Here is a 15834-nt window from a genome sequence, read left to right as displayed (position 1 = left end):
CTCTTTGGAATTGACCCTAAATGGGCCGCAAACCGATGTGGGCCGGCTTCAGTCCCGCTTCATACCGTTCCACGGTTTTCTCCAGCAGCCGCTCGAAGTTGCGGGTGAATTTTTCAGTGTCATAAAGAGGGCCGGACTTGATGCCCTCCCCGACCCGCGATTTCACGTCCGCCAGGTATTCCGCCTCCTGCGCCAGCTTGAGCGCGATCGTTTCATACTGCTGCGGCGTCGCGGCAATCAGTTCCTTCATGCCAACGGTGGTCAGCAGGCTGGCCGCAACCCGCGCAGCAAATTGTTTGCCGGCCTTGGTGACTACGGGAACCCCGGCCCAAAGTGCGTCACTGGCGGTCGTGTGGGCATTTACGTTGAACGTATCCAGGAAAACATCCGCCAGCGGCAAACGGGCCAGGTGCTCATCCTGCTGGGCAAAACCTGCAAAGACAATCCGTTCTTCCCCAATGCCGCGTTTGGCGGCTTCGGCAAGAATGTTTTTCTTGATGATGTCATCCAGCGCGTAGAACCAGAGCACGCTGCCCGGCACCTGCTTCAGCAGGTTCATCCAGATATCGAATTCCTCTGGCGAAACCTTGTAAGGGTTATTGAAGGAGCAGAACACCAACGCATCTTCCGGCAGCCCCACACCGGCGCGGGTCGGTGTTTCCTCTGCAGCCTGGCGGCGGTCATCGTTGGATTGATAACAGTCCGGCATATAAAGGATTTTCTCCGAATAATATTTGCGGAACCGGGACGGCACGGTCACCGGGTCGGCAATCATGTAGTCCATTTCCGGAACACCAGTGGTCCCGGGGTATCCCAGATAGCTCACTTGAACCGGCGCCAGCCTGTAATCAAACAGGTTCACGCGGTTGCCCTTTGTGTGGCCCTTCAAGTCGACGGCGATGTCCAGATTGTCCGCGTGTGCTTGAGCGACAATGTCCTCGCTCGGCGCCTCTGCAACATAGCGGTACACGTCAGCGGAATCCTCTGCCCGCTGACGGCCCGCGTGCTCTTGCCGTGCCCCATAGTCGTAGATGTAGATCTCGAACTTGCCGCGGTCATGCAGTTCGAACATGCGGCCGATCAGGAACATCGTGGCGTGGTTGTAAAAGTCGCAGGAAAAATAGCCGATCCGGATTTTCCCGGACTTTTTCAGCGGCCCGCTGAATTTGGCAGGTTTGCTGCAAACCCTGGCAAAGTTCGCCGCCTGCTCGGAATAATGCCTCTGAATTTCCGGGTCATCAATAACGCTCAGGAATGAAAACGGATCAATAGTGGCCATAAACTTGGTACGGCTCTTAGACTTTTTACTGGACCTCGCAATGTCCGACCAGTCGCACTTGCGCCGCATCAAATGCGTCAAACGCGCCAGCACCACCTCGTTCGAAGGGTCAAATTTCAAAGTGTCCTTAAAATAATTTATTGCCTCTTCGTCCTGACCGATCCGCATCAGGTAACTGCCAATATACGCCAGGCACAGGGGGTTGTGCGGCTCAAGTTTCAAGGCCTCAATATGGCTGAGAAGCGCCTGATCTCTTTTCTCCATCAGCTCCAGCACTTCACCAAGTGTGGTGTGGATCTGCCGGTTCCGGCTATCAAGCTTAACTGCTTCCCTCAGCAGGTGCACGGCGTCATCCACCTTGCGCTCAAGCGCCTTGTTGCAGGCCAGCTTCCAAAGCTGCACAGCCTGTTCCTGGGGTGTCCCCTTGAGATCGGCCTGCACACCGCGCTTCATTGACATAGCAAGGTTTGCCCGGTGATTGGCCGCCAGGGCACCGGTGAAATCCGGCATTGGCCCGGTTTTGGCTGCTTTTGCGCCTGAGGAAGCCAGAAAATGCTGCGCCCCTGAATTCGACACTGCGTCTACTCCTTTTGGAATGTCCTGCAGGATTCACCTGCAATGGGTCTCTTTGAGGCAGAGTTTCCGCGAAGTTTCTTAATTTTCCCCTCATCGCCCTCCCGGTTCCGGCCAGATGGCCTGCGGCATTGATGCACGGCGGCTTTGCAATTGCGCAGCTTGCCTCCGCTCCCTGGGGCGGCTATTAAATAAACAACTGTTCAATTCATGCGCTTGCGGGAGGAGCTGCACATGGACTTCGCACTGACCGAGGAACAGACGGCCATTTTCGACATGGCCCATGCCTTTGGGCAAGAGAACATCGCGCCGCATTCCCGCGCGTGGGAAAAGGACGGCTCCATTCCCAAAGCGCTGTGGCCGCAATTGGCGGAACTGGGCTTCGGCGGCCTGTATGTCTCCGAGGAATACGGCGGCTCCGGCCTCAGCCGCCTGGACGCCACCCTTGTGTTCGAGGCCCTGGCAATGGCCGATCCGGCAGTTGGGTCCTTCCTGTCGATCCACAACATGTGCGGCGGCATGATCGACAAGTTCGGCTCGGAAGAGACCAAGCAGAAATGGCTGCCCAGCCTGTGCACCATGGAGAAGATCTTCTCCTACTGCCTGACCGAACCGGGCTCCGGCTCTGACGCGGCGGCCCTGAAAACCCGCGCCGAGCGCAGCAATGAGGGCTACGTGGTGAACGGCACCAAAGCCTTCATCTCCGGCGGCTCCTATTCTGACGCCTATGTCGTGATGTGCCGAACCGGCGAGGACGGGCCCAAAGGCATCTCTACAGTGGTGGTCGAGGACGGCAACCCGGGCCTCTCCTTCGGCGCGCTGGAGGACAAGATGGGCTGGAAGGCGCAGCCCACCTCGCAGGTTCAGTTCGACGATTGCGCAATTCCTGCGGACAACCTGATCGGCGAGGAAGGCAAAGGTTTTTCCTATGCGATGGCCGGGCTTGACGGCGGGCGGCTTAACATTTCGGCCGGGGCGCTTGGCGGCGCCCAGGCTGCGCTGGACCAGACCGTGCAATACATGTCGGAGCGCAAGGCCTTCGGCAAATCCATCAACCAGTTCCAGGCGCTGCAATTCCGGCTGGCAGAGTACGAAACCCGGCTGCAGGCCGCCCGCACCTTCCTGCGCCAAGCCGCCTGGAAGCTGGATACCGGCGCCCATGACGCCACCAAATTCTGCGCCATGGCCAAGCTGATGGTTACCGACACCGCCTTTGACGTGGCCAACGGCTGCCTGCAGCTGCACGGCGGCTATGGCTATCTGGCCGACTACGGCGTCGAGAAGATCGTGCGCGACCTCAGGGTGCACCAGATCCTGGAAGGCACCAACGAGATCATGCGCCTGATCGTCGCCCGCCAGCTTATTGCGGAGTAGCAGGCGCCCAATACAAATGGAGCTCCCACTATGAGTGACATCCATATCCGCAAGTCCGGCCAGGCCGGCCGCATCACTTTCACCCGCCCGAAGGCGCTGAACGCGATGAGCTATGAAATGTGCATGGCTATCGACGCCGCCATGCGCAGCTGGGCCAATGATGAAGCGGTCAAACTGGTGGTGATCGATGCCGACGGCGACAAGGCCTTTTGTGCAGGCGGTGATATTGCCGAGCTTTATGACACCGGCACCAAGGGCGACTATTCCTATGGCCGCACCTTCTGGCGCGATGAATACCGGCTGAACGCGCGGATCTTCGAATACAACAAGCCGGTAGTCAGCTTCATGCAGGGGTTCACCATGGGCGGCGGCGTCGGCATCGGCTGCCACGGCACCCACCGGGTTGTCGGCGAGACCAGCCAGATCGCCATGCCGGAAGTCGGCATCGGGCTGGTGCCGGACGTGGGCGGTTCGCTGATGCTGGCGATGGCGCCGGACCACCTGGGCGAATACCTGGGCATGAGTGCCGCGCGGATGGCGGCTGATGATGCGATCCTGGCAGGCTTTGCCGATTATTTCATCCCGCAAGAGCAGTGGCCGGACCTGACCGCCGCGCTGGAGGAAAGCGGCAGTGCCAAACCGGTGGAGGACGCAGCTCAGCCCGCGCCGGAGGGCAAGCTGCGCGCAGCCCGCGAGGACACCGCAAGACACTTCGGCAAGGACAGCCTGGAGGACATCCTTACAGGTCTGGAGGCCGAGACCAGCGAATTTGCCGCAGCCGCGCTGAAATCGCTGAACCGCAATTCGCCGCTGTCGATGGCCTGCACGCTGGAGATGCTGCGCCGCCTGCGGGCCGATGGCCCTGCCATCCGCCGGGCATTGGACCTGGAATACCGCTATACCTTCCGCGCCATGGAACAGAGCGATTTTCTGGAAGGCATCCGGGCCCAGATCATTGACAAGGACCGCAATCCGCAATGGCAATATGCGGGCAAGGATGTCCCGCTGCAGGCGGTCGAGGACATGCTGGCGCCGCTGGGCGCGGAAGCGCTGACATTTGAGGAGGACGTGCAATGAAGATCGGATTTATTGGACTGGGCAATATGGGCGGGCCGATGGCCGCCAACCTGGCCAAGGCAGGCCATGACGTCACCGGCTTCGACATGGCCGACGTCAGCATCGAGGGCGTGACCATGGCCGCATCCGGCCCCGAGGCCGCAGCAGGCGCCGATGCCGTCATCACCATGCTGCCCAACGGCGCTATCCTGCGCTTGGTCGCAGCCGAGGTCCTGCCGGCAATGGCCAAGGGCGCAGCCTTCATCGACTGCTCCACTGTCGATGTGGACTCTGCCCGTGCCGTGGCCGTGCAAGCCGCAGATGCAGGCCTGCTGTCCGTCGACGCACCGGTTTCCGGCGGCATCGGCGGCGCGGCAGGCGGCACGCTCACCTTCATGGCCGGCGGCTCTGCAGACGCCTTTGCGGCGGCGGAACCGCTGTTCGCCATCATGGGCCAGAAGGCCGTGCATTGCGGCGAGGCCGGCGCAGGCCAGGCTGCCAAGATCTGCAACAACATGATCCTCGGCGTCACCATGATCGCCACCTGCGAGGCTTTTGCCCTGGCCGACAAGCTGGGCCTCGACAGACAGAAGATGTTCGACGTGGTCTCCACCTCCTCCGGCTACAGCTGGACCATGAACGCCTATTGCCCGGCCCCCGGCGTCGGCCCGCAATCGCCTGCCGACAACGGCTACCAGCCAGGCTTTGCGGCGGAATTGATGCTCAAGGACCTTGGCCTCAGCCAGCAGGCGGCGGAAAGCGCAGACGCGGACACACCGATGGGCGAACTGGCGATGGCGCTCTACAAAAAGTTTGTCGAAGATGAAGGCGGCCAAGGGCGGGATTTTTCAGCCATGCTGCCCCGGTTTGAGCAGCGCAGCCGCAAAAACTGACAATTTACTCCGTAAGTTCAAAATCTTAACGAACGCCAACACAACGAAAGGGCAGCCCGGTGACAGCTGCCCTTTCCGTTTCAGTTATCGGAAATACCCCTAAAATTCGATTAAACTCCAGAATTCCGGCACCCCTCTGCCACAGTTCTGTCCAAGTTCAGCAGCATTCCGGTAAGCAATCGTTAAATCTTGCCCGCCGGAGACAGGCTGACCGCCATGGCCACTGCAACGGAACTCAATATCAACACCTCTGCCACCGCCACTCAAATGGCGGAAGAGATCTTTGGCGATGGTGTGACGGTCAACAGCGCCAGTTACAGCGGCGATGCCCTGTCCTCGGGCATCTACACCGGTGCAGACACCACCACCCCCGGGGTTGCGCCCGCGGACTCGGGTGTCATCCTGTCGACCGGCTATGCCCGCGACTTTACCAACAGCGATGGCTCCACCAACACCAACGTCCGCACCAACACCAGCACCAACACCACCGGTGCCAACAATGATGCAGACTTCAACGCCCTGGCCGGCGCCCCCACCCGCGACGCCTCCTTCATGGAGATCGACTTCACCCCGGACGGCGACCTGCTGACCATCGACTTCGTGCTCTCCTCCGAAGAATACCCCGAGTTCATCAACTCGCAGTACAACGACGTGGTCGGCGTCTGGGTGAACGGAGTAGAGGCGCAAGTCTCGATCGGCGACGGCACTGCCTCGATCGGCAACATCAACGGCGGCACGGAAAACATCTATGTCGACAACACCGGTGATCAGTTCAACACAGAGATGGACGGGTTCACCATCACCCTGACCTTTGTGGCTCCGGTCAATCCCGGCGTGGTCAATACGCTCAAGATCGGCGTCGCCGACACATCCGACAGCAGCTATGACACCAACCTGCTGATTGCCGGCGGATCTGTGCAAACGGCGGTTGTTGCCCAGGACGACCAGGAAGACATCGCCATCAACAAGACCCGGGTGATTGATGTGCTGGACAATGACAGCACCACCTCCGGCACGCTGACCATCACCCACATCAATGATCAGGCAGTCGCGGCCGGAGATACCGTCACGCTGACCACCGGCCAGCAGGTCACCCTCAACGCCGACGGCACCCTCACTGTGGTGACGGATGGCGATCTTGAGACCGTCTACTTCAACTACACTGCCGACAATGGTTTGGGGAACACGGACACCGGCCTGGTCGAGATCAACCAAACGGTGCCCTGCTTCCTGCGCGGCACGCTTATCCGGGTGCCGGGCGGCGAAATCCCGGTCGAGGATCTGCGCCCTGGCATGCAGGTGCTGACCTACGACAACGGCCCGCAGGAATTGCAATGGATCGGCAGCCGCCGCACCGCCTGCACCCCGCAGACCACGCCCATCCGCTTTGCCAAAGGCACTTGCGGCAACCACCGCGACCTCTGCGTTTCACCGCATCACCGGATGCTGGTCTCAGGGCCCCATGCGCAGTTGCTGTTCGGCGAGGACGAGGTGCTGGTCAAGGCCAAGGATCTGGTCAACGACAGCACCGTCCGCCCGGCGCAGGAGATGGCGGAGGCGGAGTACTTCCACCTGCTGTTCGGCCGCCACCAGATCCTCTGGGCAAACGGCGCGCTCAGCGAAAGCTACCAGCCCGGGCCGGAAACAACTGCCGGATTTGATTCCGGCACCCTTGCGGAAATCCAGGAGCTGTTTCCAGAACTCTGCGCGGAATCCGGCCGCGGTTACGGAAATGCCGCCCGTCTGGCCTTGCGCAGCTATGAGGCGCGGGTTCTTGCCGCCGCCTGACGTCCCATCCGGCGGGCTGCCGCCGCTGTTTGCCCGCACTCTTGGCATTTGCGCCGCACCCAGTATGTGAAAGGCAGCCAGGAAAGGACGCCCGTAAATGGTACGCCGTTACATTGTATCCGTTGTTATTGTTGCTGCAGCCTGCGCGGTGGCGATTCCGCTTGCTGCCGGCAATGGCCAAGGCAAAGCCGAAAAACCCGGTTTCCACTGCCCGCCCGGCCTTGCCAGGAAGTCGCAGCATTGCGGGCCGCCGGGCCAGGCCAAGAGGTTCTACCGCCGCGGCGACCACATCCTGGAAGACTACATCTGGATCGGCGATCCGGGTCATTGGGCACCCGATCCCTATGGCAGCTACGTTCAGGCCGGAGGCTACGTCTACCAGGTCAACCGGGAAACCCACAAAGTGCTGCGCCTGATCGGCGCTGCTGCGGCGCTGGCAGAGTGAGCCTTTACACGCTGCCCAAGATTCGCAACTTACGCCGCGCTGCCTCCGGCGGGGATGCATCCGGCCAGATGAAGACTGGATCCGCTCTTCTTCTGGCCGAAAATATCCCGGGGTGAATTGGCCCGCAGGGCCAAGAGGGGCAGCGCCCCTCTCCCACCAAACCTGCGGGGCAGCGCCCCTCCCGTTATTCCGCCGCCACCTTCCGAGCAGACAGAATGTCTTTCAAGTAGCGCCCCGTATGGCTGCGTGGCTCATCCGCCACCGCTTCCGGCGTGCCGGCCGCGACGATCTCGCCACCGCCGTCACCGCCCTCCGGGCCGATGTCGATGATCCAGTCGGCGGTCTTGATCACATCCAGGTTGTGCTCGATCACCACCACTGAGTTGCCCTGCTCCACCAGCTCGTGCAGCACCTCCAGCAGCTTCTTCACATCTTCAAAATGCAGACCTGTGGTCGGCTCATCCAGAATATACAGAGTCCGCCCGGTGGAGCGTTTCGACAGCTCCTTGGACAGTTTCACCCGCTGCGCCTCGCCGCCTGACAGCGTCGTCGCCTGCTGGCCCACCTTGATATAGCCCAGGCCCACCCGCATCAGCGCGTCCATCTTGTCGCGGATCGCCGGCACCGCCTGGAAGAAGCCTTGCGCGTCCTCCACCGTCATGTCCAAAACATCGGCAATGCTCTTGCCCTTGAATTTGATCTCCAGCGTCTCGCGGTTGTAACGCGCGCCCTTGCAGGTCTCGCAGGTCACATAGACGTCGGGCAGGAAATGCATCTCGATCTTGATGACGCCATCGCCCTGGCAGGCCTCGCAGCGGCCGCCCTTGACGTTGAAAGAGAACCGCCCCGGTTTGTAGCCGCGCGTCTTGGCCTCCGGCAGGCCGGCAAACCAGTCGCGGATCGGGGTGAAGGCGCCGGTATAGGTCGCAGGGTTCGATCGCGGCGTGCGCCCGATCGGGCGCTGGTCGATGTCGATCACCTTGTCCAGATGCTCCAGCCCCTTGATGCTCTCGCAGGGCGCTGGGGTCTGGCGCGCGCCGTTGAGGCGCATCGAGGCGGTCTTGAACAGCGTCTCAATCGTCAGCGTCGACTTGCCGCCGCCGGACACGCCGGTCACGCAGACAAACTTGCCCAGCGGGAATTCCGCCGTCACCTCTTTTAGATTGTTGCCGGTGGCCTTCACCACCTTGATCTTTTTCTTGTTGCCCTTGCGCCGCTTGGCCGGCACCGCAATCTCCCGCGTCCCGGCCAGATATTGGCCAGTGATCGAGTTGGTGTCGGAGGCAATCGCATGCGGCGTGCCGTGGCTCACCACCTCGCCGCCATGCACGCCGGCGCCAGGGCCGATGTCAAAGACATAATCCGCCTGGCGGATCATGTCCTCGTCATGCTCCACAACGATCACTGTGTTGCCTTGGTCGCGCAGGTTCTTGAGCGTGCCGATCAGCCGGTCATTGTCGCGCTGATGCAACCCGATAGAGGGCTCGTCGAGCACATAAAGCACCCCGGTCAGGCCGGAACCGATCTGGCTCGCCAAACGGATACGCTGGCTCTCGCCACCGGACAGGGTTCCGGAAGAACGAGACAGCGTAAGATATTCGAGCCCCACGTTATTCAGGAACCCAAGCCGCTCGCGGATCTCCTTCACAATGGCCCGCGCAATCTCTTGCTTTTGCTGGGTCAGATGGTTGGGCACATCCTCGATCCAGGCCAGCGCCTCGCGGATCGACAGCTGCACCACCTGCCCCACATGCACGCCTGCGATCCTCACCGCCAGCGCCTCGTCGCGCAGCCGGTAGCCCTCGCAGTGGTGGCAATGACGGTTGTTCTGATAGCGCTCGAATTCCTCACGGATCCAGTTGGAATCCGTCTCGCGGTAGCGCCGCTCCATATTTGGAATGACGCCCTCGAAGGTGCGCTCCACCTGGTAGACCCGTCCGCCCTCGTCATAGCGGAACATGATTTCCTCGTCCCCGGAGCCATACAGAAACACCTGCTGCACATGCTTTGGCAGGTCCTTCCAGACGGTATTCTTGTCAAACTCATAGTGCCGCGCGATGGCTTCGATGGTTTGCAGGAAATAGGGCGACTTGCCCTTGCGCCAGGGCGCCAGCGCACCATCATAAACCTTCAGAGACTGATCCGGCACCACCAGCCGCTCGTCAAAGAACAGCTCGACGCCCAGCCCGTCGCACTCCGGGCAAGCCCCGAAGGGCGCATTGAAGGAAAACAGCCGCGGCTCGATCTCAGGGATGGTGAAGCCGCTGACCGGGCAGGCAAAATTTTCGCTGAAGGTAATCCGCTCCGGATCACCCTCGCGCGGCGCGGTTTCCAGAATGGCAATGCCGTCGGCCAGATCCAACGCGGTACGAAGGGAGTCCGCCAGCCGCGTCTCCATGCCGGTCCGAACCACCAGGCGGTCGACCACCACGTCGATGTCATGGCGGAATTTCTTGTCCAGCTTGGGCGGTTCGTCCAGTTCATAGAACTCGCCGTCCACTTTCACCCGCTGGAATCCCTGTTTGCGCAGCTCCAGGAATTCCTTCTTGTACTCGCCCTTGCGGTCGCGGACGATCGGCGCCAGCAGATAGCCGCGGGAGCCCTCCTCCATCTCCATGATCCGGTCGACCATGTCCTGCACCTGCTGCGCCTCGATGGGCAGCCCGGTGGCCGGCGAGTAAGGCGTGCCGGCGCGGGCAAACAGCAGGCGCAGATAGTCGTAGATCTCTGTCACCGTGCCAACGGTGGAGCGCGGGTTCTTCGAGGTGGTCTTCTGCTCAATCGAAATCGCCGGGCTCAACCCGCTGATGTGATCCACATCCGGCTTTTCCATCATGTCGAGGAACTGGCGCGCATAAGCACTCAGGCTCTCGACATAGCGGCGCTGGCCCTCGGCATAGATGGTGTCGAACGCCAAGGACGACTTGCCCGAGCCAGACAGGCCGGTGATCACCACCAGCTCATCGCGCGGAATATCCACGTCGATGCTCTTCAGATTATGCTCGCGCGCGCCGCGCACTTCGATGGTTTTCAGCTCAGCCATAATGCCCCCGTGCCCGCGCCGCCGAACCCATGGCGGACGCCCGCCCTACAGATAGGGAATGCGGCGGAAAACGCCAAGCCCCAAAAGAGAACAATGCGCGAACAGGATGAAACTTGCTGACAGCAGCTGGCAGCAGCCGGAAATCCTGCGTTTTCCGGCCCGGAATTCGGTGCGAATTCCGGCGCGCCGCGCATCCGCGCGGCGCTTGGCCCAACGGGAACGGTCCCTGAAAAGGGTCCGGTGACGGGCGGGAGCCGCTGACTGTCCCGACGCTAAGCCCAGGCGCGCCGCCGCACAGACAGCAGCTGGTGCACCAGAATACCCGCCAGGAACAACGCGCAGACCACCAGCATCATGCCGCCGTAGCCCGCCACGCCCAGCGAGCCCAGCAGCAGCGGCGTGCCGATCACATTGCCAGCATTGCCCGCCTGCGACATGGCGCCGTTTGCCTCGGCCTGGTCTGCGGCAGAGATGTTCAGCTGCGGGACAGAGGCAAAGCTGCCGCTCTGCACCAGGCCAAAGGCCGCGGCCAGCGCAAAACACGCCAGCCAGTCCCCTGGCATGGCCCACAGCCACAGGCCCGCTGCTGCGCAAAGCGCAAACCCCAGCTGGATCAGCTTCACCGCCGGCATCACCCGCAGGAGTGCCACGCCCAGAACCATTGACGTCGCGATGGAGATCAGCGGAAACGCCCCCATCACAAACCCCCGCTGCCCCTCCGGCAGATGCGGCGGCAGCACCGTCAGCAGCGCCACAAAGCAGGTGGTATAGAACAGCCAGCCCGCGGCCGGCGCCAGCTTGAACGGCGAGCGGTAGATCTGCAGATGCAAGGCCGCCAGATTTGCCAGCCTCGGCATGGGCTGGCGCTGAGGCACCGGCAGGTCGCGCATCGCCCGCTGCAGCAACACCGCCAGCGCGGTCATCAGCACCGCATGGGCGGCAAACAGCGCCAGAATCCCGTGGGATGCCACCAGCGGCAGCCCCAGCCAATTGAGCAGCGCAAAGGCCACGCCAAAAAACGTGCTCCACACCGTCAGCGCCGCGCCCCGCTGCCTGTCACTGGCCAGCAGCGCCATCAGCGTCGGCCCGGCCACCACGATGCCCAGATGCGACAGCCCTTCGATCAGCCGTGTCGCCAGAAACAGCCCGTAGGGCAGATGCAGCACCTGCAGCGCCGACATCGCCGCCCCGGTCCACAAGGCCCAGACCAGCGCCCGCCGGAAGCCAAAGGCAGAGACGAACAGGCCCGCCGCCACACCCAACAGAACGCCGACAACCCCGGTCATCGAAACACTCAGGCTCAGGCCAGCACCGGCTTCAGGGTACAGCGCGCCAAGCTGTTCAAAAACAACCGAAACCTTTCCGTATTGCGCCGCAGCCCCCAGACCAGCAGCCCAAACCGCCAGAATCGCGCCCCAGCGGGTTTTACTGGATGCAACCATGACCGCTGCCCCTGTGTTCATGTCCGGCCTCTGGTTACCGCGGCGCGCAGCCAGAGGCCAGAGCGCCTACAGAAACTGACGCAACGCCCCAGAAAAGAACTGCGCCACAAAAAAGGCGGCCCGTCACAGGCCGCCCTTTCGAACTCCGCTTGACCGGAAGCTTACATGTGGATCACCCGGTCATAGGCGTCGAGCACTGACTCATGCATCATTTCGCTCAGCGTCGGGTGCGGGAAGACGGTGTTCATCAGATCTTCCTCGGTGGTCTCCAGCTGGCGGCCCACCACGTAGCCCTGGATCATCTCGGTCACTTCGGCGCCAACCATATGGGCGCCCAGCAGTTCGCCGGTTTTGGCGTCAAAGATGGTTTTCACCATGCCCTCGGCCTCACCCAGCGCAATCGCCTTACCGTTGCCGATGAAGGGGAAGCGGCCGACCTTGATGTCATAGCCCAGTTCCTTGGCTTTCGCCTCGGTATAACCGACGGAGGCGACCTGCGGCTGGCAGTAGGTGCAGCCGGCGATGCTTTCGGGCTTCACCGGATGCGCGTGTTTGCCTGCGATAAGTTCGGCCACCATCACGCCCTCGTGCGACGCCTTATGCGCCAGCCAGGGCGCGCCAGCGATGTCGCCGATGGCATAAAGGCCATCGACACCAGTGCGGCAGTACTCGTCAGTGATCACATGGGTGCGGTCGACCTTGACGCCCAGCTCTTCCAAGCCCAGGCCCTCAACGTTGCCGACGATCCCCACGGCGGAAATCACGGTGTCGAACTCTTGCTTCTCAACCTTGCCGCCCACCTCGATATGCGCGGTGACTTTACCCTTGCCGCGGTCCAGCTGCTTGACCATGGCTTTCTCCATGATCTTCATGCCCTGTTTGACAAAGGCCTTCTTGGCAAAGGCGGAGATTTCCGCGTCTTCCACCGGCAGCACCCTGTCCATCACCTCAACCACTGTCGTTTCGGCGCCCAGCGTGTTGTAGAAGCTGGCAAATTCGATGCCGATGGCGCCGGAACCAATGACCAGCAGCTTCTTCGGCATGCGGACCGGTTGCAGCGCGTGCTTGTAGGTCCAGACCAGATCGCCATCGGCTTCCAGCCCCGGGAGTTCGCGGGCGCGGGCGCCGGTGGCCAGCACGATGTTCTTGGCGGTCAGATCCTGCGTGCCCTTGTCGGTCTTGACCGAGACCTTGCCCTTGGCCGGAATGGACGCCTCGCCCATCACCACGTCGATCTTGTTCTTCTTCATCAGATGGCCGATGCCGGAGGACAGCTGTTTGGCCACCCCGCGCGAGCGTTTCACCACCGCGTCCAGGTCATAGCCGATGTTTTCCGCCTTCAGGCCGAAATCCTTGGCGCGCTCCATCAGGTGGAACACTTCCGACGAGCGCAGCAGCGCCTTGGTCGGGATGCAGCCCCAGTTCAGGCAGATGCCGCCCAGGTGCTCACGCTCCACTACACAGGTCTTCAGCCCCAGCTGCGCAGCGCGGATGGCGGCCACATAGCCCCCCGGCCCGGCGCCGATTACGATCACGTCATAGGATTGTGCGGCCATGGTGTCCCCTCGCCTAGAACAGGTTTCAAAAACTAGTTTACCGTTAAACTAGTTTTTTCTGCACTGCAATCACACTGTGCTGCGGCATAGCGGCCATGCAATTTCCAGCCATTTTTGCAACACCAGCCCGCTCAGGCTATGCCGGGTCCATCCGGCTTTCCAGCCCAATCGGTTGCTTTGCCGCAATAGATAACCGCAATACCCTGCGCAAAAGAAAACGCCGCGCCCCAACCGGGACACGGCGCTTGCCATCAAATTCAGTCTCAGGTCAGCCGGCCGCTTGCATCTGCCGCACTGTTTCGCCGTAGCCGCCTGCCATCACGTAATCCAGCTCCGGTCCGGTGCTGGCGCGGTGCAGCGCCTCGTTGCGGTAGGGAAACCGGCCGAACTGGCGGATCACCTCGCGGTGGGCGCGGGCATGCAGCAGGTTGCTGGTGCCGGTCTTGGGCATCCGCTCCATCATCAGGCGGATGCAGCGTTCCTGGTCGCAGAGGTTTTCCGAATGCATCAGCGGCAGGTAGAAGAACTGCCGCGCCGGCTCGTCGATCTTCATGTCCCACTTCTTGTTGATCGCCACCTTCGCCGCCGACAGCGCCGCCCGGTCGGACGCAAACGCCTTGCCTTCACCGCGGAACATATTGCGCGAGAACTGGTCCATCAGGATGATGTAGGCCAGCGTGCCGCTCGGGTAGGTGAGCCAGAAGGAGAACTTGCCCTCGCAAGCCGCCTCCCAGGTCTTTTGAAACTTCTCGCGGATCTGTTGATCCAGCGCCTCATCCTGCAGATACCATCCCTTCTCGCCGACTTCGTCGAGCCAGAATGCAAGTATCTCTTCGGGACCAGCCATCGGTCTGTAACTCCAAGTTTTTCCTGACCTTAACTTCAGGCCATTTTACATTGCGTTTACAAGTAAGCTTGGGTCACATTTTGCAACAGACAAGGGGGCTGTGTGAAATAATCCTCACAATTCCCGCTGGTTAGCGCAATCAGCCCGCTTCTTGGGCAGTTTCCTGCTCCTCCAGTTCCGTTTCGATGGCATATTCCTGAGCAAACTCCACCGCAACCGGCGTTGCCGTCGGCGTCATCACGGTGAAGCTGCCGGTCTCCTCGACGGGGACAGAGGCACGCTGGGTCGAGCGGTAGGCGGCATAGGCGGCCATCACAAACATCAGTGCAGCGATGAAGGTAAAGAACCCGGCCGGGCCAAAAACCGCATCCCCCATCAGCCAGCCGGTGATCACGGGGCCGGCAATGGCCCCCAGCCCGTTGATGAACACCAGCCCGCCGGAAGCCGCCGCCATGTCGTCGTGGTCCAGGTAGTCGTTGGTATAGGCGATCAGCAGCGAATAAAGCGGGTTGGACAGGCCGCCGATGAAGAAGGCCGCCACCAGCAGCATCTTGAAGTCGCTGCCGAACAAGAAGCCATGCACAGCCGCGCCGCCGCCGACCAGGGCGACAAACAAGATCAGAACCCGGCGGTCCATCCGATCGGACAGCCAGCCCAGCGGATACTGCAGGATCGTGGCCCCGACATAGAAGGTGGCAATAAAGATCGACAGCTCGGTCAGTGTCAAACCGGCGGCGGTGCCGTAAACCGCGCTCATGCCGAATTGGGCCGAGAACACACCGCCCAGCAGGAACATGCCGACACAGCCCAGCGGCGAGATCTTCATCAGCTCTTTCAGTGTCATCGGCTTGGTGGTGTCAAAGGCCGGGGTCGGCGAAATCGACAACAGAATCGGGCCAAAGGAGATCGAAACCAGGATCGAAGCGATGATGAACGCTTCATAGCCGCCCGGGTCGCCGATCTGGATCAGGCCCTGCGCGGTGACGATGCCGATCATCTGCACGATCATGTAAAGCGACAGCGCCTTGCCGCGGTTGCTGTTGTCGGCGGCATTGTTCAGCCAGCTCTCGGCGGTCACATACACGCCGGAGAAGCAGAAACCGATGATCACGCGCCCCAGCCCCCAGGCAACAGTGTTGGGCAGGATGGGGTAAAGGATCATCACCGCCGAGATGAAGGAGGCCAGTGCCGCAAACACCCGCACATGGCCCACCCGGCGGATCATCTCCGGCGCCAGCCGCGAGCCGCCCAGGAAGCCAACGAAATAAGCGGACATCACAATCGACATCTCAAAGGAGGAAAACCCCTCCAGGTCGCCCCGGACGCCCAGCATGGTGCCCTGCAGGCCGTTGCCCACCATCAGCAAGCATACCCCCAAGAGCAGCGCCCACGCGCTCGACAGCACCTGCAGCATTTCCATGCCTCCTTTGAAAGCAAAGCAGCCCTCCACAAGGGACGGGCTGCGGTCACAATTGATTGTTATGTCCCGGCGATCAAGGCTCAGGCGCCGTGTATCGCTGATTCTGATTGCAGTTTCG

Annotated in this window: 11 protein-coding genes; 5 read left to right on the top strand and 6 right to left on the bottom strand. The window is 61.6% G+C overall.

What is annotated here, in order from left to right; genetic code table 11:
• Window positions 1-16: 16 nt before the first annotated feature.
• A complete protein-coding gene (locus ACXAEH_RS04620) occupies window positions 17-1855 on the bottom strand; it encodes an O-linked N-acetylglucosamine transferase, SPINDLY family protein (RefSeq protein ID WP_475031305.1) in 1839 nt (612 codons plus the stop codon).
• A 231-nt stretch (window positions 1856-2086) separates the two neighbouring features.
• Here ACXAEH_RS04620 and ACXAEH_RS04615 point away from each other — a divergent pair, with 231 nt between their 5' ends.
• The 5 genes from ACXAEH_RS04615 to ACXAEH_RS04595 all read left to right on the top strand — a co-directional run bounded on the left by ACXAEH_RS04615 (window position 2087) and on the right by ACXAEH_RS04595 (window position 7408).
• Window positions 2087-3226 carry an acyl-CoA dehydrogenase family protein gene (locus tag ACXAEH_RS04615; RefSeq protein ID WP_475031304.1) on the top strand — a complete coding sequence of 380 codons (1140 nt, stop codon included), beginning with the start codon at window positions 2087-2089 and terminating at the stop codon, window positions 3224-3226.
• 30 nt (window positions 3227-3256) lie between these two features.
• Complete coding sequence (locus tag ACXAEH_RS04610; RefSeq protein ID WP_475031303.1) at window positions 3257-4303, top strand: enoyl-CoA hydratase/isomerase family protein; 1047 nt, start codon at window positions 3257-3259, stop codon at window positions 4301-4303.
• The gene (mmsB, locus tag ACXAEH_RS04605; RefSeq protein ID WP_475031302.1) at window positions 4300-5175 is read left to right on the top strand and encodes a 3-hydroxyisobutyrate dehydrogenase; all 876 of its coding nucleotides are present in this window, start codon (window positions 4300-4302) and stop codon (window positions 5173-5175) included. The genes ACXAEH_RS04610 and mmsB overlap by 4 nt, the downstream gene beginning before the upstream one ends.
• 216 nt (window positions 5176-5391) lie before the next feature.
• Entirely contained in the window at window positions 5392-6963 is a 1572-nt protein-coding gene (locus ACXAEH_RS04600; RefSeq protein ID WP_475031301.1) for a Hint domain-containing protein, read from the top strand.
• A gap of 97 nt (window positions 6964-7060) precedes the next feature.
• Window positions 7061-7408, top strand: a complete 348-nt coding sequence (locus ACXAEH_RS04595) for a hypothetical protein (protein WP_475031300.1) — start codon at window positions 7061-7063, stop codon at window positions 7406-7408.
• Between the two features lie 184 nt (window positions 7409-7592).
• Here ACXAEH_RS04595 and uvrA read toward each other — a convergent pair whose 3' ends face one another.
• From uvrA to ACXAEH_RS04570, 5 genes are all read right to left on the bottom strand, one after another.
• Window positions 7593-10451 (bottom strand): excinuclease ABC subunit UvrA, encoded by a 2859-nt coding sequence (gene uvrA / locus ACXAEH_RS04590; RefSeq protein WP_475031299.1) that lies wholly within the window; start codon window positions 10449-10451, stop codon window positions 7593-7595.
• Window positions 10452-10723: 272 nt separating this feature from the next.
• On the bottom strand, window positions 10724-11893 hold the full coding sequence (locus ACXAEH_RS04585; protein WP_475031298.1) for an MFS transporter: 1170 nt from the start codon (window positions 11891-11893) through the stop codon (window positions 10724-10726).
• Between the two features lie 161 nt (window positions 11894-12054).
• Entirely contained in the window at window positions 12055-13449 is a 1395-nt protein-coding gene (gene lpdA, locus ACXAEH_RS04580; RefSeq protein ID WP_475031297.1) for a dihydrolipoyl dehydrogenase, read from the bottom strand.
• Between the two features lie 268 nt (window positions 13450-13717).
• Window positions 13718-14296, bottom strand: coding sequence for a DUF924 family protein (locus ACXAEH_RS04575; RefSeq protein ID WP_475031296.1), 579 nt, complete (start codon window positions 14294-14296; stop codon window positions 13718-13720).
• 139 nt (window positions 14297-14435) lie between these two features.
• Entirely contained in the window at window positions 14436-15710 is a 1275-nt protein-coding gene (locus tag ACXAEH_RS04570) for an MFS transporter (RefSeq protein WP_475035516.1), read from the bottom strand.
• Window positions 15711-15834 lie beyond the last annotated feature (124 nt).

This window comes from Leisingera sp. ABM4_060, from assembly GCF_056158765.1.
The sequence above is the reverse complement of the archived record's forward strand: the minus strand, read 5'-3'. Positions and strand labels throughout refer to the sequence as shown.